Here is a 25,002-nt window from a genome sequence, read left to right as displayed (position 1 = left end):
ATGAGATAAGTTTTTATCTCATAAAAAGAAGAGGTTACGAATTAGAAATAAACAGAATGTAGCATCCTGCTGTGATTTGCATAACCATCCAAAGAACTCTTTCGGTTGCAAAGGTACGATATTTAATCGGGGATAAAGAATGTTTTAAGATTTTTTATCCTCGATTTTTTGCTTGGATAAATCTGTTTTTATTAAACCATATTCTTCTCTATTCTTTGCTATTTCCATTTCAATCCATTCAAACTTATGTGGCAAGGGTTCCTGTTTTTTAAATGTTCTGTTTGGTTTACATATTCTCATCCTTTCGCCGCTTCTTTCACGAGAAGAATATGCACAACGCCTATGCCGAGGCATCGGCCAGAAAGACCCGCTTTACAGGAAATGGTAGCCTGCTTACCGAGAAATATCTCAGAGAGTGGAACGATCCGCGCATGGGAATCAGAGCTGCATGGTATGTAAACTGGGACAAGCAATCGCTGCTTTCGCTGAAACGCAACATCGGTCACATCAACCTGCTCATGGGCGAATGGCTGTTCATCAATCTGAAAACCGGAGCGCTCAGTACTAAGGTAGTTTTTTGCACTGAAAATTTCTTTTGAGATGACAAAAATATCTTTTATTGGTAAGAGGCAACCTTAACCGCATATTTTTCACTAATCGCAGGTATAAAAGACACTTTTGTGTTTACCGAAACTAAAATTTAGACTTGTAAAAAGCAGTTAAACACAAATAATCTGCTGTGTATCAACAAGATAATCGCTATGATTATAGATTGGTAATTTAGACCTTATTTCTGGTCGTATTTCTCGGAAAATTTGTATTTTTGCAGACAAAAAAAACATAAAGGAATTAAGTCATGAAAAATTTTTATATTCACATCAGTTCATTGATTATTGTGGTTTTGGTGTTTATGTCGTCTTGCCAACACAAGCCTAATACCACAATAGCACAAGCATTGCTACTGGCAGGAGAACACCCGGATAGTGCCCTCGTACTCCTGAACAACATGCAGTTCAGTGAACTGGGCAAGTCTGAACAGGCAAAGTACGCTGTTGTGTACACAATGGCACAAGATAAGTCGGGGTTGGATGTGGACGAAGATTCGCTAATTCGCATTGGATACAACTGGTATGAAAAGCATCCCGCAGATTCCCTTTATGCAAAATGCCAATACTATATGGGCAAATACTATATGCTAAATGATAGCACGGAGTTTGCCATCCGTTGTCTAGATCGCTCATATAAAGCGTCAGAAAAGATAGACGACATCCTTACGGAATGCCTTGCTTTGGAAAAACTTTCTAAAGTAGAGAAGATGACGGATGCCAAACAAGCTTTGCTTCATGCAAGAATGGCTATTGACAAATGTGAAAGAGATACGAGAATATCACTTGCCAATAAGATTTACTTCAGGTTGAACCTATGTGAGGCCCTTGAGTTTGCTGATAGCTCTGCTATAGCCCTAAAAGAATGCAAAACAGCTTTGAGCTTGGCAGAAGAATTAGGCGACTCACTGGTTCTTGCTGATACCTATCAAGACATGTCGCGGTTCTTTCATGATGTAGGAATGTACCGAAAGGCACTTACTTGTGCAAAGGAAGCCTATTTATATAGGAAATCGATGTTTGATACTTCGAACGCCCTTGCCCTAGCAGATGCATATTGTGATGTTGATTCAACGCTACAGGCAAAAGATATTCTTGCAAAGGTCAGTAAAGATTCTCATGCTAGCCGACACCTTATTTATTATATCAGATGTAAGGCGGCAATAAGAGAAGGACAAATACAACCGGCTATTGTTTGCCTTGACTCGTCAAACTACTATTTAGACAAAATGTACTGTACAACCATGCAAGTCAAAAATGACTATTATGTCTCTGTTCTGCAAAAAGAAAAGGAAGAAGCAAGATTGCAAGGTGAGATTACATCGCAAAAAGCTGCAACAGTATTGACGGTTGTACTGGCACTAATTGTTATCATTTTTGTACTCTACATATATAATACCAATAAGAAGCAAGCAAAACAAAAGGCTACAATGGCAGAACAGCTCCATGCGCAAGAACTCTCTCACCGAGATATTCAAATTTGCACTATGAGGAATTTTCTTCTAAAGAAAATTGATATAATGGAAAAGATAGAGTCCATGAGAAACGAGACAGAGAAACATATACTCATATCAGAAGATGATTGGAATGAAATAGAAGTGTTTTTAGATAGTGTCGAGAATCTCTTTGTGTCAAGATTAAGAGCGCAGTTCTCGGGATTGACGAAGAAAGACCTACGACTGATGATGCTGCTCCGTCTTAAAATGCCACAGAAGGCACTTGCACTAATCTATGGTATCAGCGAGAAAGCAATTAAGCAGAAACTGTTTCTCTACAAGGCAAAAGTAGGCATAGAAAAAGAACAAAAATCTCTACGAGAATTCATGGAAAACTACTAAAATCAGTAGCAAAACTTCAAATTTAGACCTCCATTTTTCTGGGGGGGGGGTATATAATACGTTGATTATCAGTATATAATAAAAATGTTACAAAATTAAAGAATTAGACCCAACTTCTTTGCTGAGTGTTTGGAATTAACGTAACTTTGCACCGAAATTAACAACAAACGAAATCAGTATGAAGAAAATTATCATTTTTACATTATTGTTGTTACTAACAACATTGCCCTCTACAGCAAAGGGCATAAAGACCCATATGGATGGGATGCGGCAACATGGTGGTGCACGCAGTGCTATTCCTTCAGTAATGGTTGACCAAGAGTCTGCATATGTTACTGTAGAAATAAGTCGTTATTCTGGAGAGTACGCAATTTACATCTCTGATGAGTATGGAGTTCCTTCATCAAATACAAATGGTATTGTAGAAGGACGCACATATAGTATTCTTGAAACAGAAGATTTGCCCACAGGCAATTATACTATCATGATTGTTTTGGGCAATTTGGTTTATAAAGGAAAATTCCATATTACGCATTGATAAGAAGTTATATAGCTATATACTATTTTGAATATTAATTTTAAAGCAACAATGACAATGAAGAAATTTTTTATCGTTGCTCTTTGTGTGGCTGGAATGATGAGTTCTTGCTCTGATATTGACGATAACATCGCCAACGATGCCAAAAGTTCCATCCTCCTCACACAACAAGAGTATGCAAGTATTGAACCAGATTCTCAACTAGAGATGACGCAAGGCGAGATTGTTGATATGGTAAGCAAATTCTCTACAACAGGCAATTCCACTAGAGCTATCGCTGCCAATCCGACAATTGTGAAGAAGTTTTCCCTCTCCTCTTATAGTAACGGAAAACAGATTCCTCTCTATGAGGTAAGCCTAAACGAAGGTGACGATGCTGGTTATGCTATCGTTTCTGGAGACGAAAGAGTCCCTGGAGTCATAGCATATGTTGAGCATGGCTCTCTCAATGACACCCTCACCAACAAAGGTGCAGCTATGATGCTCAAAGAAGCTCAGCGTTCGCTGATAAGCAAAGTGAAGGCTGTAGATATTGCTATAGATTCTTTGAGAGCAAGTGCTAAAGCTAAAATAGCTGCAAAGATTGGCACCTGTAATTTTACTTTTGATGAAGTAAAAGACCGTATCGAAGTTCAAAAGGGTATTACTAGAACGGTTGCTACGTCCAATCCTCAGGGCACATTGTTAAAGCAAGTGACACCACTTATCACCACAAACTGGAATCAGTGTGCGCCATACAACAATCTTATGGCTGAGACTACTGCATCCGCCATGCAAGGATGGCCATATTATGGGAAAAACGCTGTAGGATGTACCGCTGTTGCTATTGCTCAGATAGTTGCATTTTACGAATGTTTATCTACTGTCAATGGTGTTTCGCTTAATTGGAGTGCACTGAAGGCATCCTCGGAAATTAGTAATTATGGAAGTGAATCTTTAAAAACACAGATTTCAAATTTATTTTACCATGTTGCTCACGGAATTCAAACAACATGGAATAATGGAGAGGGTGGTGCAAAAATAAGCAATGCCTCAAGCTACCTTAGTGGACTTGGCATCACTTTTGATTCCGGAAGTAAGTGGGCTGGATATTCTATGGATGCGGGACGAATTGTAGAATCGCTTGACAAATTGTATCCCGTAATTATTACAGGAGCATATGAAGCGGGCACAAGAAGTTCTAGTGTCGGAGGAAGACATTGCTGGATTCTTGACGGTTATCAAATCCGCAGAAGAACAACGACCACCCGTATCATTGTAAAGCAAAACGACACATACATCCATGCGAATTTTGGATGGAGCGGCAGCGAGGATGGGTACTATATGGTGGATAGAAACACCACCAATCTGGATTTTGAAACTTCGTACAACGGACATTACAACCAGGATTTGAAACTCTATCCTAATGTAAGAAAGAAATAAAACAACCAGCTAAGAGGGTGCGTTATACAAGACGCTCCCTCTTTATCATATATTATAAAATTATGAAAATATATAGTATATTAGGTGTTATCTTAGTTGCGTTATGCTTCTTTGCATGTAAGAGCAATAAAGAAAATGAGTATCAGCCTCTGACTATAGAAAATTATGCAGAGGTATCCTTGGGTGATACGACAAACCTCATAATAACTGGCGGAAGCGGAAACTTTGTTGTTGAAGGTAACGACAAAGTGGACATTTCTACAGCTCAGAATGACAAACAAAAAATCACTCTTATCGGCAAGGAAATAGGTACTACTCACATCTTCGTACGAGATAAAATCACGAACGAGTCATGTAGCATTGAGGTAAATGTGATTCTCCCATTTCTTACGTTGAACTTTGAAGAGGAGGAAGGAAACCACCTCAATATAAGGTCAAATAGCTTATTCGTATTGGTTGCAAGTGAGGATAGCATATGTTACGCTTTTAGCTATAATAACATGCAGTTTAAATATAATGACATACCAATTATGAAAGGAACATACCATATATCTCAAAATGGAACCATGTTGTCTTTCGACTTAAAAGGAGAAAATAGTACCTTCGAACATACCTTTAAGTTAAAAAACGATAATGTTGCATACCTTCTGTCAAACATGTCAAGCATAAACATGTTACCGCAAACCTATTTAACGGCAAGTTTTACAGACATAGAAACGGGCATTGACTTTCCGCATGTGTTCATAGGAAATAAAGTCCACAAGACTTTACCAAAAAGAGAGTAGAAGGTCGTATGATAGAACTTCTTTCTCGATAGTATTGTTTATGTCTGAAAATAATTGCTACATAAGCAACATTATTGAGTTAAATTCAGAAAATACGTATTTTTATTCGTTTGCTTTTCTCTCCTTATGAATATCCACTATAAGACTCAGCCGTCGTCGCAGAAAGACAGTCCTCGTACCTCAGACTAACTTCCTCCGACTATGGCACGGCAAGAAAAATCCTTGACAGTATGCCTTGAAATGCTTCAAGACTATACTGCCAAGGACTTTTCTTTGTTTGCCGTGCTGACAACGGCTGATTTTTATAGCCACAACTCGCAGTTCCATTTTTATCGCACAATCCAAACGACATGAAACAGTGGCACGCCACCCTTTCATGTCTCAGTAGTACGGCATGAGGAAAAGTGTTTCTTTTTGTCGGTTGCAGGCTAACCGATCAAAAGAAACACCATTCCTTGATTTGCCGTACCATTTTGTTTGCATACTCCACCGCAAGAAAGAAGTCATTGATGTAAACCTCAACGACCACTTTCATGCTTGGCAGCACAGCCTTGGAGAAAACCCGATGCAAGAAGCATGGACAAGCCATACTCTTCTTTCACCGGAATTTCTCTGAAGGCTGTGCCATTCTTGTATGCGATTTCCATTTTCCTAAAAACATTTGCAAGACAGTAATTGTATCCATTTCTCAGAAATGGGTATGCGATAATCGTACAGTCCAAAAACTTCCGTGAAGTTTCTATTTTCATTTGCCGCTCTGATTTTCTTTCCTCCACAAGGTCTTTCCTTTTGGCATCAACCGTTATCGTGCAGGTGCAAAGGTATGGCAGTGGGCTTTGGAAATAAAAGGTCGAGCCTTCGGTTTTCGAAAAAATCTCCACACCGTTGGGTAGTATTTTTCCGAAAAACCTTGTATTTCCAGCCTCGCCGCCCTTGAAAGGCACCTGAAACGAAACGACCGATGCGACAGGAAGACGCAAAAAAAAATGTCGGAAAAGGGAGCGACAAAAAGGTGAAGAAACGAGAACTTCCCTTCAGTTCCTGGAACCGCAAATAAATTTAATTCAAGGCTATATGACAACAAACATCAATATAACACAGACTTGGTGGAGATTACTCTCCGCAGTCGGCTCAACCCTCATCACTTTGGTGGCTTGGTTGGGATATATGGCTCTCTGCATGGTCGGTGAAGTCATATTGGGAATTGTGAAGTTCATCTTCGGCATCATCATTTCCATTCTTTCTATGGTGGTACTGATTGGAACATTCATTTGGTTATTAACACTTTAAAGAACAAGCGATATGAACAGAAGCATTGAAGCGATACCTACATGGGCACTCTGCTACATCATCAACGGCGATGCAAGCGGACTGACAGACGAGGAAATCCGTATGGTGGACGAAACCATGCGCAAGAACAATATTGAGATAGTAAGTCCGAGATACAACGAGGACATGTGCACAGAACCTTACTTCAGCCATTATCCGTTCTTCGGACTGCCTACAGAAGTTGAGGACTGCGACATCATCTATCATGAGTAACGAACCCTTTAACAACATCAGATATGAACACTACAGAATATTTCAAGAGAACCATACAAGCCTATTTGGAGGAGCGTGCTATGGAGGACGAACTCTTTGCAGCCAAGTATGACAACCACGACAAGAACATAGACGATTGCGTCACCTACATACTTAATTGGGTGCAGAAGAGCGGTTGCAACGGCTTTTGCGATGACGAGATATATGGGCAAGCCATCCACTACTACGAGGAGAAGGACATCGAGGTAGGAAAACCATTGAACTGCCAAGTGTCTGTTAACCACCACATCGAACTCACAGAGGAGGAGAAGGCACAGGCAAGACAGGAAGCCATCCGCCAATATCAGCAAGAGCAGATGAACAAGATGCGTAACAGAGATACCGCCAAGCGCACCTCACAGAGAACGGAAGCAGAAGTACACCAACCATCATTATTCGACACGTTATGAAACCAAGAACGAAATATCAGAAGCAAGTCGTAACCTCAAACAAGGGGTTACGACCTATCAAGGGAGCGCAAATGCAATGGGCATTCCGTGAATGTCTTGACCACTATGCCTTTCAGTTGAAGCACGGACAGACCACCTGCATGGACTGCGGACACACTTGGACTACGGACGATGATGCGGACAAATGTGTCTGCCCGAAGTGTAAGGCAAAGTTGGAAGTGCAGCGCACCAAGCGACAGAAGGCAATGTCTTCTACCTATTTCAGCGTACTCACCGAGCGTAAGGGACTGCAACTTATGCGAGCATATCAGATGAAAGCCTACTACCGCAAGGGACAAAAGGCAGACATCTTTTGTTGGGAGGTGGCACGCTATTGGATGAACGAGAAAGGCAAGGTGGAGGTTATGGCACGCAAGCGCACAATGGGTATCTATATGGACACGTTCTGCTACGACTCCGACATTGAACTGCGCAGGGACAACACCACCTATCAGCATATTGCTTCATTTCCGGTCTGCCCCGATATGAAAGTCATTCCTCAGATATGGCGCAACGGCTTTGACGGAGCGTTTCACGGCATCGAACCGCTTACATTGTTCAAGGCGATGCTGACAGACCACCGCATCGAAACGATGATGAAACAATGTCGTTACGGACACGTCCGCCACTTCATAGACCACCCACGGCACTTGGAAACTTGTTGGAATGCCTACAAGATAGCCAACCGCAACCATTACCTTATTACAGACATCGGCAAATGGGCGGACTACATCTGTATGTTGGTAGAAATGGGCAAGGACATCAGAAGTCCACATTACATTTGTCCCGACAACCTTGAAGCCGAGCACGACAGAATATCCGAGAAAATCAGAGCAAAGAAAGAAAAGGAGCGCACCGAGGAGGAGATACGCAAGGCATTGAAGAACGAGGACAAGTTCAAGGAAATGAAGAGCCGTTTCTTCGGTTTGATGTTCACGGACGGCAATATCGTGGTGAGAATGCTTGAAAGCGTCAGGGAGCACGTTCTTGAGGGTAAGGCGATGCACCATTGCGTAGGCAGCGGTACAAACTACTCACTCAATCCCGACTGCATCATCTTCTCTGCAAGAATAGCCGAACAAAGGGTTGAGACCGTGGAGTTTTCACTCGAACAGATGAAAGTCGTACAATGCCACGGACTACAGAACAAGGACACCGAGCACCATGCCGACATCATCAACTTGGTGAACAGCAATGCAAGACTTATAGAGCAACGAATGGTTGCAACGACATGAAATCCATATCGGCGGAGCGATGAAAATTCGTTCCGCCACTTTCTTTCTTTTACCTTTGCACCCAGGAATCAAGTTAGGATATTTGGTTAATGGGTGTTAAGGTGAACTATCTTTCTTTCAAGGTATGCCCTTTCTCATGTCATAGTCCTTATATAATCCAGCCAACTTTCTTGATTCCATTTAACTATTAAATGTCAAAATTATGGATAAAGAACTTTACATAGGCGTGGATGTCTCAAAGCAGACTCTCGACCTTGCTTATTATGACGGAGAAAGCATTGATTGGAAGAAAGCCCATATAAAGGTGAGCAACAACAATGCAGGTTTCAAGAAAATTGGTTCATGGGTGGCAAAGGTAAGCAAGGGGTTTGATATAGTCTTGTTCTGTATGGAATATACAGGACTTTACACCCAAAACTTTAGACTGTGGTTGGAAGAGAAACATTATATTTATAGGATGGTGGAACCTCGCAAGATGCATCGCTTTGAGCCAGACTTGGATGATGGACTGCGTTCGCTCGACCGCATCAAGACTGACGAGCTTGATTCTTTCCGCATAGCCATTTACTGTGAGCAGAACCACAGAAAGATTCTTCGCAACCCATCAAAACTTCCTTCTCCTGTATATTTTAAGTTGAAGAGGCTTTTGGCGGAACGCAAGCAGACAGTCAAGCAGTCAGTCCTTTACAAGCAGCAGCTTCATGATATATGTGCGTATGACACAGATTTGTCTGTGGAACGTAAGAATGGGCAACTTAAAACGCTCAATGATGCACTTAAAGGCATAGACAATGAAATTGACATGTACATAAAAGAAGATGCGGACATCAGCAAGAACTTTTCCCTGCTGACATCAATACCTGGTATTGGGCGTGTTGTCGCACTTGAAACCATTGTCTTGACCGAAAACTTCATGGCAATAGATAACCCACGTAAATACGCTTGCTATATTGGTGTCGCTCCTTTCAAGAAAGAATCTGGTACATCTGTGAGAAAAGGCTCGTCAGTCTCTAAGAAAGGTTTTAAACAGGCAAAGGCAGATTTGTCCATTGCCTGTTTGGTTTGCATGCAGCACATTCCGAACATCAGAGATTACTGGGAACGCAAGAGAAAGGAGAAATGCAGTGGAATAGTGTTTAATGCAATCAAGTTTAAGATGATACTCCGTATGTTTGCCGTTATAAAACGAGGTACTCCGTATGTGGAGACGGACAATTATCGAAATGGGAAAAACAAGCAACCAGGAGTGAACTAACAGTGTTTTAAGACCATCACTATACCATGATAGAGTCTCTTGGTTGCTTTTGGCACTACCTTTGCGAGGAATCCTCAAAAGGAAGGAACTCCAGACAGAGGTAGTGAACTTTTTAATCTTAGGCAAAGCCCTTTCCCTTGATATAGTCTCCTCTGCCCGAAATGTCAGACTCAGTGCCTTTTAGGGAATTAGCTGTCCGTCCCAGCTTTTAAAAGATTTGGCTTATCCTGACATAGAGAGTTCCTTTCGTAAAGCGGTGCAAAGATATGAAAAATAAATCATTTGTAGGCATTGACATCTCTAAAAATGTCATAGATGTATCTATATTTCGTGAGGACACCAACATCAAAATGTTCCCTCATGAGGTGTTCAACAACACTCGCAAGGGATTTGGCGATATGTGCTCATGGCTCAAAAAGAGCCGTGTGGTACTTTCCCAAGCCCTGTTTGGCATGGAATTTACAGGTTGCTACTCCTTGGACTTGGAAAAATTCCTCACGTCCAAGAATTACTCTTTCTGTATGCTTAGTACACGTATAGTAAAACATCATCCTATGGGGACAATAGATAAGCGAGACAAGAATGACTCTGCAAAGATAGCTGACTTCCTCTATCGTTATGATGGCACGGAATGTGCCAAGCCATACAAGTTGCCAAGCAAGGCTATGCAACAATTGAAGCAACTTGTCAATGAGCGTAAGTTCCTTGTGGAGCAACGGACAAACTTTATGAACCGAATGCAGATGTTTGAAACGAAAGAGGATTCTGCCATGTATGAGAGCTACATTAAAAAGCTCAATCATGACATTGAGAAGATAGATCAGGAAGAGTGTGAATTAATGTCCAAGGAGGAAGATGTCTTTGACACTTTTCAGAATCTGTTGACGATACCAGGAATTGGTTTTGTCAATGCAACAAACATAATTGCCATCACACGAAACTTTACCGCTTTTGACACAGCTCGGCAATATGCGAGATATGTTGGCGTAGCTCCATGCAGTCACACTTCTGGTACCAGTGTGAAATGGCGTGCCCGACCTTCCGCACACTGTAACGGTCAAGTGAAAGCTGACCTGTCTATGGCGGCATTGAGAGCTGTTGAGTACGATGTGGAAATGCAAATGTTTTATAATCGAAAGTTAGGAGGCAGAAAAGATTCTGATACTAAGCGTAAGGCATTGAATGCCGTCAAGTTTAAGCTCATTTGCAGAATGTTTGCCATAGGCAAGCAAAAGAGAAAATGGGAAGTGTTGAACACCTCTGACGACAGAAAGAACTTACATATTGAAAAGTCCAAAGCAAGTGAACTATGACAATGTACCATTGTCTCTTATAGTCTTGTGAGGACAGATACGGATAACTAATTAGGAATCGAGCAAAAAGCTATTAAAAGAAAGAGTTCCGTATCGTTTTTTTTGTAACAGAAAAGTCAAAAAATGTCTTCTTCTGCTACAGGGGTAGGTATGACTATATGCTTTCTGGGGGCTATTTTGCTTATTTTAACACAAAAAAGCTCTCAAAAATTTGGTGATGTCTTAGGAATCTGCACCAATTTCCAATGAAATCATGTTCACCTCAAATCCGCAACCTATAGGGTTTAGTGGGATTTTGCTTGCAAAGCGACAAAATTCATTTTATTGTACATATTTCTTGCACAACAGAAATGTCGCAGACACAAAATCCCCTTACCCCATAAAGCGACTTGAGGTAATACGCTGGTTTAACCAGAAAAGCATGGTCTTTAACCAAAGTCTGTCTTGAACAGGTTGGCATAAGCATTGTTGTCTGAGTAAATGTTCAATACATGCCTACGTGATGTCTTAATCCATTTCGCAGGAACAGAGATGAACTTGAAAACAAAGGTCTTGATTCTGCTGGTGGCACGCAATCCAAATTCATGGGTTTTCAATCTCTGCATAATAGCTTTGTAGAAGTTTCTGATGAGAGCTGTCATAAGCAGGAATACAGTATTCTGTGCCATGAACGATTTTGGCAATCGATTCCAGCCAAAGCCATTGTTCATGTCATCGAAGATGCGTTCCTTGCCACCACGAAGATTGTAGAATTCCACGATGTCTCTTGCACTCGACTTGTAATCGTTAGTCAGTATACATCTGTAGGTATATTCGCCTTCCCAAATGTCAAGGTATCCATCTATTCGCCTTTGTCTCTGTATGACAAGACGATACGGTTTTCCTTTCCATTTCTCAACAAGGATAGAATTCAACTCAAACTCAATACCGTTGATTTCAACAGTTTTCCATCCAGTTAAGGCAAACATGGAATCGTAGAAAGAAGAGCATCTGTTGGCACGAATATAAAAATGCCTGCAATGAGCCTCTACCATATCTACGATTTCCTCCGAACATGAGCCGCAATCCATGCGGGCACGAGAAATATATATTTCCGAAGCCTCCAATCGCTTGAAGATTCTTTCCAAAGTCTCTCTTTGGTTGAAGCGCACGTTTGTGTTACCGTCTCTATTTTCAATACCGACAATCATGTCGTTAATGACTGCCACCCCTGGACTATAGCCCAAGAACTTCTTGTAGGTTGGTTTTGCATCATACTTCTCTGTTTCAATGAACTGATGGTCAAAGTCAAAATCATACTCTTGACCGGATTTCAATTGACCAGTAGCAAGCAGGGCATTGACCAGTAAGCAGTTCATCTTGTCTGCAGTATTGAAATCATAGGATTTGCCAGAAGCAGACTTATAGGTGATGCTCTTAAAAGTCAGTTCTTCGATAGCACGTAATATGGTGTCTGCGCTGCAAGTGCGAAGAGTTGGATGAAGAGACAAATGTTTCATCAGGTGAGTTGTAACATCCTCAATACATGAGCCACCACAAAGATATACGCACATCAGAGAGCGTAGAATCTCGCTATATTGATAACCAAACATAGTGCATCTCAATCCCAAGGTGGAATCTATGGTTTGAGCTAAAAGAGCATCAAATTGCTCCATAATCGAAAAAATTCCCCCAAAAGGAGTGAGTTTCTCAGATTTTATTTGTATCTTTGCCATGTCATATTAGAGTTTTGCTTGTCTTCTTTTCGCAACACTAAGGTAAGTGAAAATTCTGACATGGCAAAATCCTGGGTAACTTTTTGTTGCTCAGGCACTTATAAATAATGTTAAATATAGTGTTGCGGAATTAAGGGTTCATTTTCTCCAGAGCGCATAGCTCTTACCCATATTTTACCATTATTTTCCGTATTTACAGTAATATATTGTGGTACTATCGTGGCTCTGTCGATGTATTTGTCAACCCATGCATGAATTTTTAGAAAATCTTGTTGGCGAGGTGCTTTACTATATAAAGTTAGCACATTCTTAATAGAAGAAAATGTATGACCGTATTTCAATCTCTCATTGTCCAAGACGATGAAATCCCTGTTCATTTTATCTATCATCACACATTGAAGATAAATTAAACTGGTAAGTTCTTCCTCTAAATTGCCTTGGCATTGAGCGATATATTTTTTCTGCATAGCATAATAATAATCTTCATATTCAAATTTGGAAGGCAAAAGTTCTTGCTCTCTTAGTTTATGGACTGTAGAAACGAAATTGGTACCTTTCTTTTCTACAATATCTTCAGCTAGCATGTTATTTATAATAGAATATGCTTCTGCTGCGTTTTTTGTTCCAATGACTTGTTCTAATGTATTACGTTTCACAGAAAAAGAGAATTCTGTCATACCAAATATTTTATTTAAAGCATCTTCTAGAATATTTCTCTTTTCCAAAAAGGCGAGAATCGAGCATATATAATTATACCAGATACATAGTACTCTATAATATGCATTATCTTTTCCTCTGTCATCATATAGGGTGGAAATATCATTTTTTACAAGATTCCATATTTTCAGGCATTCGGTATTTCTCCACTCAATTGTACCATCTAAATCTTCTTGCGAAATATCATAAGCTGTTATAGAGGATATAGTTAAACGATTACCTCGTATATAGAAACGTATTTTTCTTAATTCACTAGTTGATCCTATATTCCAACCAAACTCAAAACAGCCTCGTCCATCTTGATCTATCTCAATTGCCGTTATTTTATATGTTTTCTTCGTCCTGTTATACAATTCGGCATAGAAATTACTGATATCTTGTGGTGAGTTATATGGCAGTTCTATTTCCAATGCAGGAAACTCTATCTCAAAGGGTGCATATTCTTCACAAAAACATTCAGCTAATGATTTTACAAAATAATGACCATATACTCTTGGTTGGATACTTGCCTTTAAATTGTTTTCAAAGGATAAGGATGCTTCTGAGGCTTTAACACAGCATATTGGAATGATGTTGATATTATCATTATACGATTTTATAAGATTATAATAATAACTGAATGTGGAACCAAAATAGATAGCGTCATCCATCAATATAATGGTCTTTATATCAGACCATTTTATAAACGGAAGCGCAATCTCTGTAAATATGTACAACTTATCCCAAATAGACGACAACTGTGGTTTTACCATATCCAGCAATCTTGGTGTCTTACGTGAAATCGCACATAAGAACACTTTGCCATTTGTCATTTCTTCTGGTTTGATATTGTTTACAATCTTAATTAAGTTTGTACAAAATGCACCTATCACGTTGTCAAACGATTCATGTCCTTTGATTTTTTTTCTCTTTGGATATTCCATAATCTCATATATCTTATAAAATGGGCTGAACCTCCAACCCCTAAAACAAACTCATTATAAGCATTTCCTAAATTCATCACTCTTTCAGCCCCTCTCGACATCAGTCGAAGAGTATCTAGGCAATGCAGCATACCCTCCAATCACCCCATAACATACCAGCGGTATAAGAAATTCAATCGCCATACTCCCCGTAGTATCCGCAATATACCCCATGATTACAGGAGCAACCGCACCACCCACTATCGTCATGATAAGCAATGAAGAGGCAAGTTTGGTCTTTGTACCCGCATCCCTCAATGCCAGCGAGAAGATAGTCGGAAACATGATGCTCTCTCCCAGATACAGGGCGAAAAACGCAATGAGAGATAAGGTTCCACTACATACCACCACAATCAATGTAGCAACAAAGGTGAGGATGGCGCAGACCAGAAGCACCAGCCTTGGCTGGATATAATTCATGATGACACCACCAGCCAGTCGGCCGATAAAGAACAGACCCATTCCGCCAAAGGCGAGATACAGACTGGCAGTCTGCTTCTCTATATGAATACTCTCCTCTGCATAGTTGATGAAGAAACTGTTCACACCCGTCTGGGCAGCCACATAAAGAAACAAGGTCAGCATACCGAAACCGAATGCCATCACTCGCATCGGCTTCTCCTCCACCTTCTCGTTCGTATCCGCCTCATGCGCTCTCCTTGGGTCCGGCAACTTGATTCTTGACAGAACCAGCGCCACAGCAAGCACGAAGATACCCACCAGGGCATAAGGAATGGCGATGTTGACACCCGAGAACAGAAGCTGTCCGCCAACCAGCGGTCCTACAATCCATCCGATACCATTGAGCGACTGCGACAGGTTGATTCTGCTCTCTGCCTTGTCAGGATGTCCCAGTACCGTAGTATAAGGATTCGCACTCGTTTCCAGACAGGTCAGTCCGCATCCTATCACAAACAGCGACAGAACGAAGAAGTAGAAACTGTTGATCCTGCTTCCCGGTATGAACATCAGAGCACCGATACCGAAGAGAACCAGTCCTGTTATCACTCCCCTCCTGTAGCCCCACTTCCGGATAATCCATCCGGCAGGCAGCGCCATCAGAAAGTAGGCACCATAGACAGCAGTCTGCGTCAGGGCCGACATCGCCTTGCTGATATGGAACGACTCCTGGAAATGCGGATTCAGCACTTCGAGGATGCCATGAGCAAAGCCCCACATGAAGAAGAGGCTGCTGATGATGAGGAAGGGCACCAGATAGTTATGCCCTTCGTATCTGAAGATGGATGGCTTCGTCATGATTCTCAGCAAATTTAAGACTGTCCTTTACTACCAGTGCCAGATAACCGCCGCCACCGGCTCCCGGCATCTTCCATGCCAGAACCTCCTCCATGTTGCTGTAGCGGTCTATCATCGGCTGTACACTCGCCTCCGGTTCTATCACACCGTTGACAGACGGATTCACCATACCCGGGAACATCGCAATCTGGGCCTCGAAAGATGCCCTATATGCTGCAGCAAAGGCATCGAGGTCGTGCGCCAGAATCGCCTTCCAGCAGGCATCAGCCGCATCAGCCAGCGCCTTCACCTTCTCAGGCGTGATATCCTTACCTTCCACCACACTGCATCCCGGCCGTCTCGGTTCCATCGGAATCATCACCAGATGGTCTTCCAGGAAACGGAGGGTCATCTCATCCTGCGTACTCTCTATCTTCTCCGGCCAGAAGTTATTGTCATAATAATGACGCACCAGACCGGGAACACAGATACCGATAGAATCCTGGGCACCCGAGATGATACCGTCATGACGCTCCGGATTGTTCTCAAAGCAGAATACCAGTCGGGCGAGCATCTCCGGGTCCATCTTCGGCAACTTCACCGGCCATATCTTCTGAATCATCTTACGGGTAGAGGTAGACAGACCGCAGCGGTCGCGCACCTCAAAGGTCGGTTCCAGCGAGATGGTAATCGCCCATCCCGGATGATGCATGCTTACATAAGGCTGGTCAATCCAAGTACCAGCCAGATCCAGCCAGATCCAGACGGGTAGGAATCCCCGCCTCCTGTGCCGAATTCTCAGATACATTCGATAACGCCTTCTTCAAGTCAGAAGAAGAACGTGCCTTCAAACCAGCATGAGGCGTGCGCTGGAGTTCGACATATTCGATGCCCCTTTCCTTACAGATCCTACGTTTCTCATCAGACCCACCTTCAGCGTTCACCACAAACACGTCCGGTTTCACCTTATCAAGAGTAGGCAGGAAATCGATGACTCCGCTTCCCTCATTGATATACGCATCCTTCACCGCCTTGATATTCTTGACCATGAATAGCCTTTCCTCCTGCGGAAACATAGGCTTGCGATGCTTATACTCCAGATAAGTAGCATCCGATCCGATACCCACATACAGGTCACCATACTGTGATGCCTGCTGGAAAAACTCCACATGACCGGAATGCAGCAGGTCATAGCAACCGCTTACAAATACTTTTTTCTTCATTATGATTATCATTGATAATCGAAGTGCAGACAGTCAACCTCATCTAGCTGATTACCTATCTGCATCTCGATAAACATAAACAGAATTATTTCAATTAATTATTTGATTATTTTATTTTTTATATTTTAGCCTCCAGAAGAAGTGCCATATCCTAAACAAAGGCTCGCATAGAGCCTCAGCAGGAAAATACCTCACGAGTCTTATATCCCGATACACCCTTTGGAGATTATGTCCAAGCTGTGACCTACCAAACCGATTCCGGGCATCATGCCTTCCGAAATTCCCGGCTTCCAGCACTTCATTCAGCACAAACCTACCATACTTCTCATTCGGAGGAACAATAAGGCGAGAGGCAGGCATGCCGAACACCTCCTGCATGATATACATGATACCCCCGGCAAACTTCCACAATCCCAACTCCTTCAATTCCTTCTGCACCCTATCGATAGCTGCAGAAGAATTGGCAGCAAAAGAAGAGCGAGCAGCAGTTGCAAAAGTCATATCCCCAATAGCATCCCGGCGGTCCCATCCCGCACAATTTGGCGAAGACCGCTTTGGTCCGCCATCCTTAGAGCGTAGCGGTTCCGAGCGACGAGGAGGAGCGGTTACATCCCCTGTCCCCTGAGGGGAAAGGGGCTTGGGGAAAGCGGTGGAGCCTCCCTTAAGGGTAAGGGAGGACGGGTGGGTTTTCGAAAAATTTTGATAGACTTTATAAAAGTCGCAAAGAACATAGTAGTAATCCAGAAGCTGCCTTAACCCAATCCCCTCATTCATCAGATGAGCATAAATATGAGTTAACTGGAAGATGAGATTGAATTCCGCTGTCGGAATCGCAATCTCACCTTGTTCCCCCAACATTACCCGATGCGAGAACTGCTCCTCCTTCACCCTCTCATAATATTTCTGAAGCTTTCTGTTATGCCAGAAACACAACAGGAAGCTAGGGCGATAATGCACTTCCACCTCAATACCCTTATACGATGGGAACTCGATGTGGTGATAGCACGCCTTTTCATGAGGCGAGATAGAGCGGACAAAGGAGATAACTCGTTTATCTCCACCTTCTACCCAGATATCAATATCACCAGGCGTACGAGAATAAGGATTCGGATACATCAATGCATTCCCCTGCCCTTTCAGGATACAGGTTCTGAATCCCTTTTTCCGGAACCACTCAGAAACCTGGATGGCAGCATCATTCAGCCGAACATTCGCATTCTCCAACATCTGGCTTTCTGCCATCCATTGAAGCAGCAGTTCCTTCTTCATCCCTACATGTTCAGCAGGCAACTTCTTGATACCATCAAAGAGAATACCCACCAGGCATTGCTTCTTGGCAATAGCATATAATTCCTGCCAATCCGCTTCCTTCAAAGAACCAGGAATCTCCTTGACAGAACCAATACAGAATCGCAAGAAATCAATGAAAATCTTTTGTTGTTTCAACATAAAGTTGTACTTTTGCACGCATGAAGCAAGCCATACGCATCATATTATCCTACATAGCAGCTATCATCCTTCTTCCGATAGCCTTGCTATGTAAGTTCTTCCGAAGAAAGTAATCCTACTTTTTTCGGAAAGGATCCTTGTATATTCCCAAGAGCTGCTTACCAAAGTAATAGAAGAACTGCATATCATCCACGAAGTAACGCTTGAAGAGGCGCTTTGGCTCCTTCATGCAACGATACAGCCACTCCATACCGATTTTCTGCCAAATCTTAGGCGCACGTTTCAATGTTCCAGCTTCGAAGTCAATGGTAGCACCCAGAGCCATGAACACCTTTACTCCAGGCATCTTATCACGATACTTCATTATCCACTTCTCCTGCTTTGGAGCACCCACACCAACGAGCAGCACATTAGCACCACTCTCGTTCACGATGCGAACCAGCTCCTCGCATTCATCCTCATGCTTCTCGAAGCCAAAGGAAGGAGAATGAGCACCTACCACCATCTGGCGCCCCACCTTCTCATTGATACGTTCCATAGCCTTGGCTGCAATACCCTCCTTGGCACCAAGCAGGAATATCTTGCAGTCAGCATCATCCTTATGATACATATAATAAGAGGTGAAGAAGCTGGAACCCGGAATCGCTTCCTTAATTGGAGTCTTCAACAACTTACCGAACAGGTAGAGGATCTTACTGTCACACACCACCCATTCCGACTTCTGATATACATCATAAAACTCCTTGTCTTTCTGAAGTTTAATCAGATGGTCAAGATTAGGAGTCACAAGAACACCCTCCTTCAAGTTCTCCAAGAGTTCCTGACGGGTAATGTTCTGAATTTCAATATTTAAGATTTCTACTGTTTTCATTTCTATTATCGCCCTAATATCGTTTATATTTATGATCACTAATGTGTTGTTTCATCGTCGTTGTAACCATCTGCATAAAAGTAATAATATGATTTTTAAACCTTTCCAAATCGGTTAGCATATAACAAGCACCACATTGAGAAAATGAAATGTTACCATGAGCTAACATATTTCTACGATTTTTCACAATTAAAAAACTATTAGAAAACTCACCTCTATCTTTATCATCTAAAGGACAACCATGTTTTTGGAATATTTCAAAAATTTTTCTAATATCTAAGCTACCTGATATATTAACAGCCAATTCCTCAAATTTAATTTTCATAGTCATTATCTCATCATCTGGCTTATCAAAACTTGGATGGTTGCGACGTTTCATATGACTTCTCCACATTTTTCTCATATCATCTGATAGGGAAAAATATGTCAAGTTGTCATCAAAAACAGCATCATATAATGCATTTAAACAATCATTTACAGTTGATTCTACTAAATTATATAGAACCAAGAGAAATTGAGCTTTTAACACACACTGCATTTCTTGAGTAACATACAATTCTTCTTTTGTATCATCATTTAACAATGGCTTGTTTTTGTGTGACTCTAGCTTTAATACAAATGAAAGCATGGTGAAAATTTCATTAATGTCCTCCACCCGCATTTTAAAATTTTTATCTATTATCATTTAAGATACAGATTTTTTACATATTCAATTCTATTACGTATCTTTTGAGCTGTATGAGTTCGATATCGACCTTCAATTAACTTAAAGAATTCATTTCTGTTATTTTTGTCTATAATCAATTCTTTCTTCGCTACTAAGTTAATATCAGGATTATCAATAAGGGCTAAATATATACCAACGGCAATTGCCTCAAAATATGGCTTAGAAATTCCTATAGCCATCTTTGTCTTTGCAAAGCCTTGATTAGGATATATTTTTTCTATTGCATTTATAAGATTATAAAAATTTTTCTTCAGTACGGCCTTTTCATTTTTGTTAAAGGTTTTATTTTTTTCTGCCAAGTAATTATCCAAAAATTTAGCAACCCCTTTGTTCTCTACTATCGAAAACGAAGGGAATATCTCGCTAAAAGCAAACAATCTCAACAAGAGTTCCTCTTCTTCCCTTCTATTTTGCATGTAATTTGCCAGTGGACAAAGTTTCTTAAATCTAGGTTCTTTTGCCAATTCTGCAATAAAATCAGTAAAAATACCTTTATAAATTCCTCGACGCGTTTCCATCGGCAGCAAAGGCACACTACTTGTGTTTATACGGTCAAACATTTCATTTCTTACATCTTCTGTAGCTTTAGCAGATAACACAACCATTCTGATTGATATATTTTTAAAGCTTCTTTGTAAGCCAACAGGAAGTTCTGAATACTTACAACCATTCATTTCAGAAAGTTTCTCCAAATGGGATAAAGTTAGTTCGTCAGATAAGAATGCAGCCAAAGTTCTAATTCGCTGCGAACCATCTACAATTTCCAATCTTCCACTCTCTTTAATTTCTGCTGAAAACATAAAAGGGACTGGTAATCCTAAGTAAAGACTTTCAATAAAACGAGACTGATGTCTATCATCCCAAATAAATTCTCTTTGATAATCAGGAACATACAGTTCGTTATCTTCTTTATCTATATCCTTAAGATATTTATTAACATACAATTCTATTGTAAACTCTTTCATATCATATGAAATTGCGTTCTGTTGAAGTTCTATCTGATCTTCAATCTTTTGTTTTTTTTCTGGTGTCAACATATTTTCAGTCATTTAAATTTATATTATTTATCATTTTCCGAATTCTTTAATTCTCTGTTCCTCTTTCAAAGAGCAGACAAGCAATTGCCCATTCTTCTCGGCTACAATATAGCCATCCAAGCCTTGAACTACCACCTTGCTTTCGTCGGCTGCATGAACCACGCAGTTCTTGCATTCATACAATCGGATGTCCTTTCCTACCTTGGCATTGCCAGCCTCATCCTGTGGAAGCAAGGTGCGGAGGCTGCCCCAACTACCTAAGTCGCTCCAGCCGAACTCGGCTGGCAGGGTATAGATATCCTTAGACTTCTCCATCACGGCATAGTCAATGCTTATCTTCTCGCAGGTTGGGAAGAGTTTGCCGACTACCTCTTTCTCCTGTTCAGTATAGAAAGAAGGAGCCATCTCATCCATAATGCTGGCAAGGTTTGGCTGGAAGGTTCGGATTGCCTTGCTGATGGTATCGATGTTTCATACGAAGATTCCGGCATTCCAATAGTAATTACCAGCGGCAAGGTATTGCTCAGCAGTCTCCAGGTTTGGCTTTTCCTTGAAAGCCTCTACCTTGTAGATTTCATCTACGGATGTTGGCTCTGCTGCGGCGATATAGCCATAACCTGTTTCCGGGCGGCTCGGCTTAATTCCGATAGTAACGATGGCGTTCTTATCGGATGTATAGCTCAATGCCTTGCAGAGCACTCGCTGATACTCCGAGGTATTAATGACCAGGACATCGGATGGTGTCACCACGATGTTGGCATCAGGATGCTTCTTCTGGATCTTCCAGCAGGCATAAGCGATACATGGAGCGGTATTGCGTGCCTCCGGCTCTGATAATATGTTATCTACTGGCATGTCAGGGATTTGCTCCTTGACAATGCTGATATATTTCTCGTTTGTCACCACCCACATGTTTTCGACAGGACAGATTGGCTTCAATCTATCTACCGTCAATTGAATGAGGGAACGACCCACTCCCATCACATCAATGAACTGCTTTGGGTAATCTGGGGTTGACATTGATCAGAAGCGGCTGCCACCACCGCCGGCCATGATTATGATATACGTATAATTAATAATCATAAATTTACAAGTAAAAGATTATGATTTAATAAACTTGTTTGTATTTTGCCTATCCATTAAGACTTGCTTAACATAAAATATTTTTTCCAAACCTTTAAAGATATTACTTCTATGACGCCCACATTCATAAATACAATGTAACAGATATTTTATACCAAATTGATAAGATTTACCTAAAAAGTATAAAATAGAAATTTGATATTTACTATAATTATTTTTTCTCAAAACATCATTTACGCGTAATGTAGCTTGGAATCGGGCATCAAATCTATCTTTTGATAATGTTGTTGTAATACTATTTTCCGTAACAGTAACACAATATATTTCCTGAAAATCAAATGTAATATTTTTAGCAATGATACCTGCAGTTACAGAAAACATCATATCATTCCCTGCAATAATTTCTTCAAAACGAAGATTGTTGCACTTTATGAATTCTCCTTTATACATTTTTCCCCATGGTACAGTATAACAACATCTTAAAATATCCATTCTTTTATTTTTTCTACATTTCTCTAGAATAGATTTAATATACTTATCACGATAACCATTAGATAAATCTGAAGAAAACTTGCTCGTTACATTAAAATAAACAATATCGAAGTTTGATTTTACATATTGTTTTAATATATCAAATGCATTTGGTTCAAAAAAGTCATCAGAATCAGCGAACAGAACCCACTCACCCTTAGCATGCTCTATACCTACATTTCTAGCTCCACCAGCATAAACATACGTATTAACATATAATTCAAATGAATATTTTTTTTGTAATTCATTCAAACATTTTTTCTCACTTACAATACTATGATCATCTATTACTATCACTTGTATCATATCATCTTGGGGGATACTAATTAATAATCTTTCCAGTAAGCGTGAGCTATTTTTATGAGGAATTATTATTGAAAATGTGTACATATTAAAGGAAATTATTTATAGGAAACAATAAAAGTCCAAAAGGTATATTATAGTCATAAGATGAACCTGTGATATAAAAAATTAGGACTAAATTCATTATTAAAGAAAATCCTAGAGCTCTTGCAGAACTAAATTGTTTATTTCCAAAATAATAAATTACAGGAAATATTGACAATATTGATGAATAAAAGAAGAATCTATTACTTAATTCTAGTTGATTTAAATTTGCCAAAATAAATAGATTAAAAACAACTATACAATTAATAACTGGTAAGTGCTCTATAGACAGCATTATCTTTTTTTTCTTTGAGTAAAATGCGTATAAGCATAATATAATACACATAATCAAGAAAAGAATTTTACTTACTCCTAAAGGAGGTAATTCAAATGTTGTATTGGTTGAAGCCCTACTGAGCACATAAGACAATGCATTATCACCACTTACAAACTTAAACAGGAATGATGAAATTGATTGAATAAAAACAAATACTAGTAATCCACAAACATATAAAACCAATGTTTTAATTGTAATTTTCTTTTTAAAAAAATTCAAATATAACAATGGAAGAAATATAAGTGAAGAAGTATGAGTCAAAAACATGCATATATATGGTATTATCATTTTTTTCTTATAGAAACAATGATCAACTATAATACAAAGTAGAATCGACCCAGCCAAAAACTGTCTCAATAAAGTACTAGTATATGTAAAAACCCATGGAAAACATGCGAACCAAATAATGGGATAAATAATGTTTTTTCTGTCAACTCTCATGTATTCAAATAGTCTAATTATCGCCAAGAAACTTAAAAAGTAACAAATAAAGGAATGGATGAAAATATACAATTTAACATTGTCTCTTGCTATAAAATACACTAAATAATTAAAAGTAGGAAAAAACAATTCACGTCCCTTACCATTCATACCAAATTGAAATATATATGGAATAAACTTCATATCGCCTGCCATTAAGTATTGTGTTGTATACCAAGGAAGATCAGGGTCTGACATTATATCCTTCGAACAATTTATAAAGGATAAGTAACTTGCAACCATTAAAGAAAAAAGCCAAATATACTTTCCTTCTTTTTTACCAAACAGCAAAAACATGGACACAAAAACTGCTCCTAAAGGAAATAGCAGAAGTAACAAAAAACACAAAAAAAAGTTCAATACTAGATATTTATCCATTATCATATAATATTAATATCCCAAATTTTAGGAAACAATAGACGAACATGATTTGTAATAATATGCATTAAAGCAATTAACGTACCTTTATGTATCCTATCAAAATGAAATGCCTCACGAGGAGGATTACCAAGAGGAGAATAATAGTTTTTAATACGTTTTGCTAGCTTAAAATTTGGATTACACCAAATTGGCAATGATGCATGGCGATTACAAATACCTTGAAAACCTGGACAAATATACATTTGGATTTTTTTCTTATAAGCTCTGTAACCATAATCAAAATCGCCAAACGAATGAGAATATACCTTGCTTATTGTCCCCAGTTTTTTAAAAGCGAAAGATGGAATAAGTACTAAATTACCGTTGAAAGAGTTACATTTTTTTGCAAAACTATCATTAACCTCAATTAGCTTTTTATCCAAATCCCTTCCTCCATAACATAGTTTCTTTTTGTCATTTGAAGAACACATATTACCAACAATAATAGAATTAGAATAGGATTCTTCTGTACTTAACAAAACTTGTAATGCATTTTCATATAAAACAGCATCATCATTAAACCATAAGTAATAATCATAGTCAAGCGTTTTGCTAGCTACATCCCAAGCCTTACGCATCCCTCCACTCCAATAAAGATTACCATCACCATTTATAATATGTACATCAGGAAAGCAATTTTTCACAGCCCCTGGAGTACCATCCGTACAACCATCATTGGTCATATAAACATCGAAAGAATATTTATCCTCTACGGGCTTCATCGCAGCATATAATGTCGATAAGCCTTTAAGTGTTATATCCTTTCTATTAAATACTGTCAGTAAAACAGCTACAGTCTTTTTCAT

At 39.9% G+C, this 25,002-nt stretch carries 25 protein-coding genes and 1 pseudogene; 11 read left to right on the top strand and 15 right to left on the bottom strand.

Annotated elements, in window-relative coordinates:
* Nucleotides 1-144: 144 nt before the first annotated feature.
* A complete protein-coding gene (locus ONT18_RS16540; protein WP_264907094.1) occupies nucleotides 145-300 on the bottom strand; it encodes a hypothetical protein in 156 nt (51 codons plus the stop codon).
* A 29-nt stretch (nucleotides 301-329) separates the two neighbouring features.
* Between ONT18_RS16540 and ONT18_RS16535 the strand changes: the two genes are divergently transcribed.
* The 5 genes from ONT18_RS16535 to ONT18_RS16515 all read left to right on the top strand — a co-directional run bounded on the left by ONT18_RS16535 (nucleotide 330) and on the right by ONT18_RS16515 (nucleotide 5,188).
* The gene (locus tag ONT18_RS16535) at nucleotides 330-599 is read left to right on the top strand and encodes a hypothetical protein (RefSeq protein ID WP_264907092.1); all 270 of its coding nucleotides are present in this window, start codon (nucleotides 330-332) and stop codon (nucleotides 597-599) included.
* 257 nt (nucleotides 600-856) lie between these two features.
* Nucleotides 857-2,443, top strand: a complete 1,587-nt coding sequence (locus ONT18_RS16530) for a hypothetical protein (protein ID WP_264907090.1) — start codon at nucleotides 857-859, stop codon at nucleotides 2,441-2,443.
* A gap of 178 nt (nucleotides 2,444-2,621) precedes the next feature.
* Nucleotides 2,622-2,981, top strand: coding sequence for a hypothetical protein (locus tag ONT18_RS16525; RefSeq protein WP_153117877.1), 360 nt, complete (start codon nucleotides 2,622-2,624; stop codon nucleotides 2,979-2,981).
* Between the two features lie 51 nt (nucleotides 2,982-3,032).
* Entirely contained in the window at nucleotides 3,033-4,403 is a 1,371-nt protein-coding gene (locus tag ONT18_RS16520; RefSeq protein WP_264907086.1) for a C10 family peptidase, read from the top strand.
* A 62-nt stretch (nucleotides 4,404-4,465) separates the two neighbouring features.
* Entirely contained in the window at nucleotides 4,466-5,188 is a 723-nt protein-coding gene (locus ONT18_RS16515) for a hypothetical protein (protein WP_264907084.1), read from the top strand.
* A 518-nt stretch (nucleotides 5,189-5,706) separates the two neighbouring features.
* Here the strand turns inward: ONT18_RS16515 and ONT18_RS16510 are convergent.
* On the bottom strand, nucleotides 5,707-5,835 hold the full coding sequence (locus ONT18_RS16510) for a hypothetical protein (RefSeq protein WP_254918964.1): 129 nt from the start codon (nucleotides 5,833-5,835) through the stop codon (nucleotides 5,707-5,709).
* 427 nt (nucleotides 5,836-6,262) lie between these two features.
* On the opposite strand from ONT18_RS16510, the gene ONT18_RS16505 reads away from it, so the two are divergent.
* The 6 genes from ONT18_RS16505 (at nucleotide 6,263) to ONT18_RS16480 (ending at nucleotide 11,021) form a co-directional block, all read left to right on the top strand.
* Nucleotides 6,263-6,478 carry a hypothetical protein gene (locus tag ONT18_RS16505; protein ID WP_005823733.1) on the top strand — a complete coding sequence of 72 codons (216 nt, stop codon included), beginning with the start codon at nucleotides 6,263-6,265 and terminating at the stop codon, nucleotides 6,476-6,478.
* 12 nt (nucleotides 6,479-6,490) lie between these two features.
* Nucleotides 6,491-6,730 carry a DUF6926 domain-containing protein gene (locus ONT18_RS16500; protein ID WP_264904766.1) on the top strand — a complete coding sequence of 80 codons (240 nt, stop codon included), beginning with the start codon at nucleotides 6,491-6,493 and terminating at the stop codon, nucleotides 6,728-6,730.
* 23 nt (nucleotides 6,731-6,753) lie between these two features.
* Nucleotides 6,754-7,179, top strand: a complete 426-nt coding sequence (locus tag ONT18_RS16495) for a PcfK-like family protein (protein WP_264907082.1) — start codon at nucleotides 6,754-6,756, stop codon at nucleotides 7,177-7,179.
* Entirely contained in the window at nucleotides 7,176-8,453 is a 1,278-nt protein-coding gene (locus ONT18_RS16490; RefSeq protein ID WP_264906994.1) for a PcfJ domain-containing protein, read from the top strand. Before ONT18_RS16495 ends, ONT18_RS16490 begins: the two co-directional genes overlap by 4 nt.
* 202 nt (nucleotides 8,454-8,655) lie before the next feature.
* Entirely contained in the window at nucleotides 8,656-9,708 is a 1,053-nt protein-coding gene (locus ONT18_RS16485) for an IS110 family transposase (RefSeq protein WP_007896891.1), read from the top strand.
* 266 nt (nucleotides 9,709-9,974) lie between these two features.
* Nucleotides 9,975-11,021, top strand: a complete 1,047-nt coding sequence (locus ONT18_RS16480; protein ID WP_007896893.1) for an IS110 family transposase — start codon at nucleotides 9,975-9,977, stop codon at nucleotides 11,019-11,021.
* A gap of 428 nt (nucleotides 11,022-11,449) precedes the next feature.
* On the opposite strand, the gene ONT18_RS16475 is transcribed toward ONT18_RS16480, so the two are convergent.
* The 13 genes and pseudogenes from ONT18_RS16475 to ONT18_RS16415 form a co-directional block, all read right to left on the bottom strand.
* Nucleotides 11,450-12,736 (bottom strand): IS1380 family transposase, encoded by a 1,287-nt coding sequence (locus ONT18_RS16475; protein ID WP_264903518.1) that lies wholly within the window; start codon nucleotides 12,734-12,736, stop codon nucleotides 11,450-11,452.
* 110 nt (nucleotides 12,737-12,846) lie between these two features.
* Nucleotides 12,847-14,376, bottom strand: coding sequence for a hypothetical protein (locus ONT18_RS16470; protein ID WP_264907080.1), 1,530 nt, complete (start codon nucleotides 14,374-14,376; stop codon nucleotides 12,847-12,849).
* Between the two features lie 84 nt (nucleotides 14,377-14,460).
* Nucleotides 14,461-15,672: a sugar MFS transporter gene (locus tag ONT18_RS16465; RefSeq protein ID WP_264907078.1), complete on the bottom strand. Its 1,212-nt coding sequence runs from the start codon at nucleotides 15,670-15,672 to the stop codon at nucleotides 14,461-14,463.
* Nucleotides 15,635-16,459 (bottom strand): hypothetical protein, encoded by an 825-nt coding sequence (locus ONT18_RS16460; RefSeq protein ID WP_264907076.1) that lies wholly within the window; start codon nucleotides 16,457-16,459, stop codon nucleotides 15,635-15,637. Before ONT18_RS16460 ends, ONT18_RS16465 begins: the two co-directional genes overlap by 38 nt.
* The gene (locus tag ONT18_RS16455) at nucleotides 16,380-16,874 is read right to left on the bottom strand and encodes an adenylyltransferase/cytidyltransferase family protein (protein WP_264907074.1); all 495 of its coding nucleotides are present in this window, start codon (nucleotides 16,872-16,874) and stop codon (nucleotides 16,380-16,382) included. The genes ONT18_RS16460 and ONT18_RS16455 overlap by 80 nt, the downstream gene beginning before the upstream one ends.
* Before the next feature lie 111 nt (nucleotides 16,875-16,985).
* Nucleotides 16,986-18,323: a nucleotidyltransferase domain-containing protein gene (locus tag ONT18_RS16450; protein ID WP_264907071.1), complete on the bottom strand. Its 1,338-nt coding sequence runs from the start codon at nucleotides 18,321-18,323 to the stop codon at nucleotides 16,986-16,988.
* Nucleotides 18,324-18,438: 115 nt separating this feature from the next.
* Entirely contained in the window at nucleotides 18,439-19,194 is a 756-nt protein-coding gene (locus ONT18_RS16445; protein WP_264907068.1) for a WecB/TagA/CpsF family glycosyltransferase, read from the bottom strand.
* 13 nt (nucleotides 19,195-19,207) lie between these two features.
* Nucleotides 19,208-19,879: an MAE_28990/MAE_18760 family HEPN-like nuclease gene (locus ONT18_RS16440; RefSeq protein ID WP_264907066.1), complete on the bottom strand. Its 672-nt coding sequence runs from the start codon at nucleotides 19,877-19,879 to the stop codon at nucleotides 19,208-19,210.
* The gene (locus tag ONT18_RS16435) at nucleotides 19,876-20,970 is read right to left on the bottom strand and encodes a DUF262 domain-containing protein (protein ID WP_264907064.1); all 1,095 of its coding nucleotides are present in this window, start codon (nucleotides 20,968-20,970) and stop codon (nucleotides 19,876-19,878) included. The genes ONT18_RS16440 and ONT18_RS16435 overlap by 4 nt, the downstream gene beginning before the upstream one ends.
* An 18-nt stretch (nucleotides 20,971-20,988) precedes the next feature.
* Nucleotides 20,989-21,978 (bottom strand): annotated as a pseudogene (locus ONT18_RS16430) (mannose-1-phosphate guanylyltransferase).
* An 81-nt stretch (nucleotides 21,979-22,059) separates the two neighbouring features.
* Nucleotides 22,060-22,962, bottom strand: a complete 903-nt coding sequence (locus tag ONT18_RS16425; protein WP_264907062.1) for a glycosyltransferase family 2 protein — start codon at nucleotides 22,960-22,962, stop codon at nucleotides 22,060-22,062.
* A 1-nt stretch (nucleotide 22,963) separates the two neighbouring features.
* Complete coding sequence (locus ONT18_RS16420; protein ID WP_264907060.1) at nucleotides 22,964-24,154, bottom strand: EpsG family protein; 1,191 nt, start codon at nucleotides 24,152-24,154, stop codon at nucleotides 22,964-22,966.
* A 2-nt stretch (nucleotides 24,155-24,156) separates the two neighbouring features.
* Complete coding sequence (locus ONT18_RS16415) at nucleotides 24,157-25,002, bottom strand: glycosyltransferase family 2 protein (protein WP_264907058.1); 846 nt, start codon at nucleotides 25,000-25,002, stop codon at nucleotides 24,157-24,159.

This window comes from Segatella copri (assembly GCF_026015295.1).
In the GTDB taxonomy this organism is placed as follows: Bacteria; Bacteroidota; Bacteroidia; order Bacteroidales; family Bacteroidaceae; genus Prevotella; species Prevotella copri_C.
Note: the sequence above shows the minus strand (reverse complement) of the source record. Positions and strands in the feature narration are given on the sequence as shown.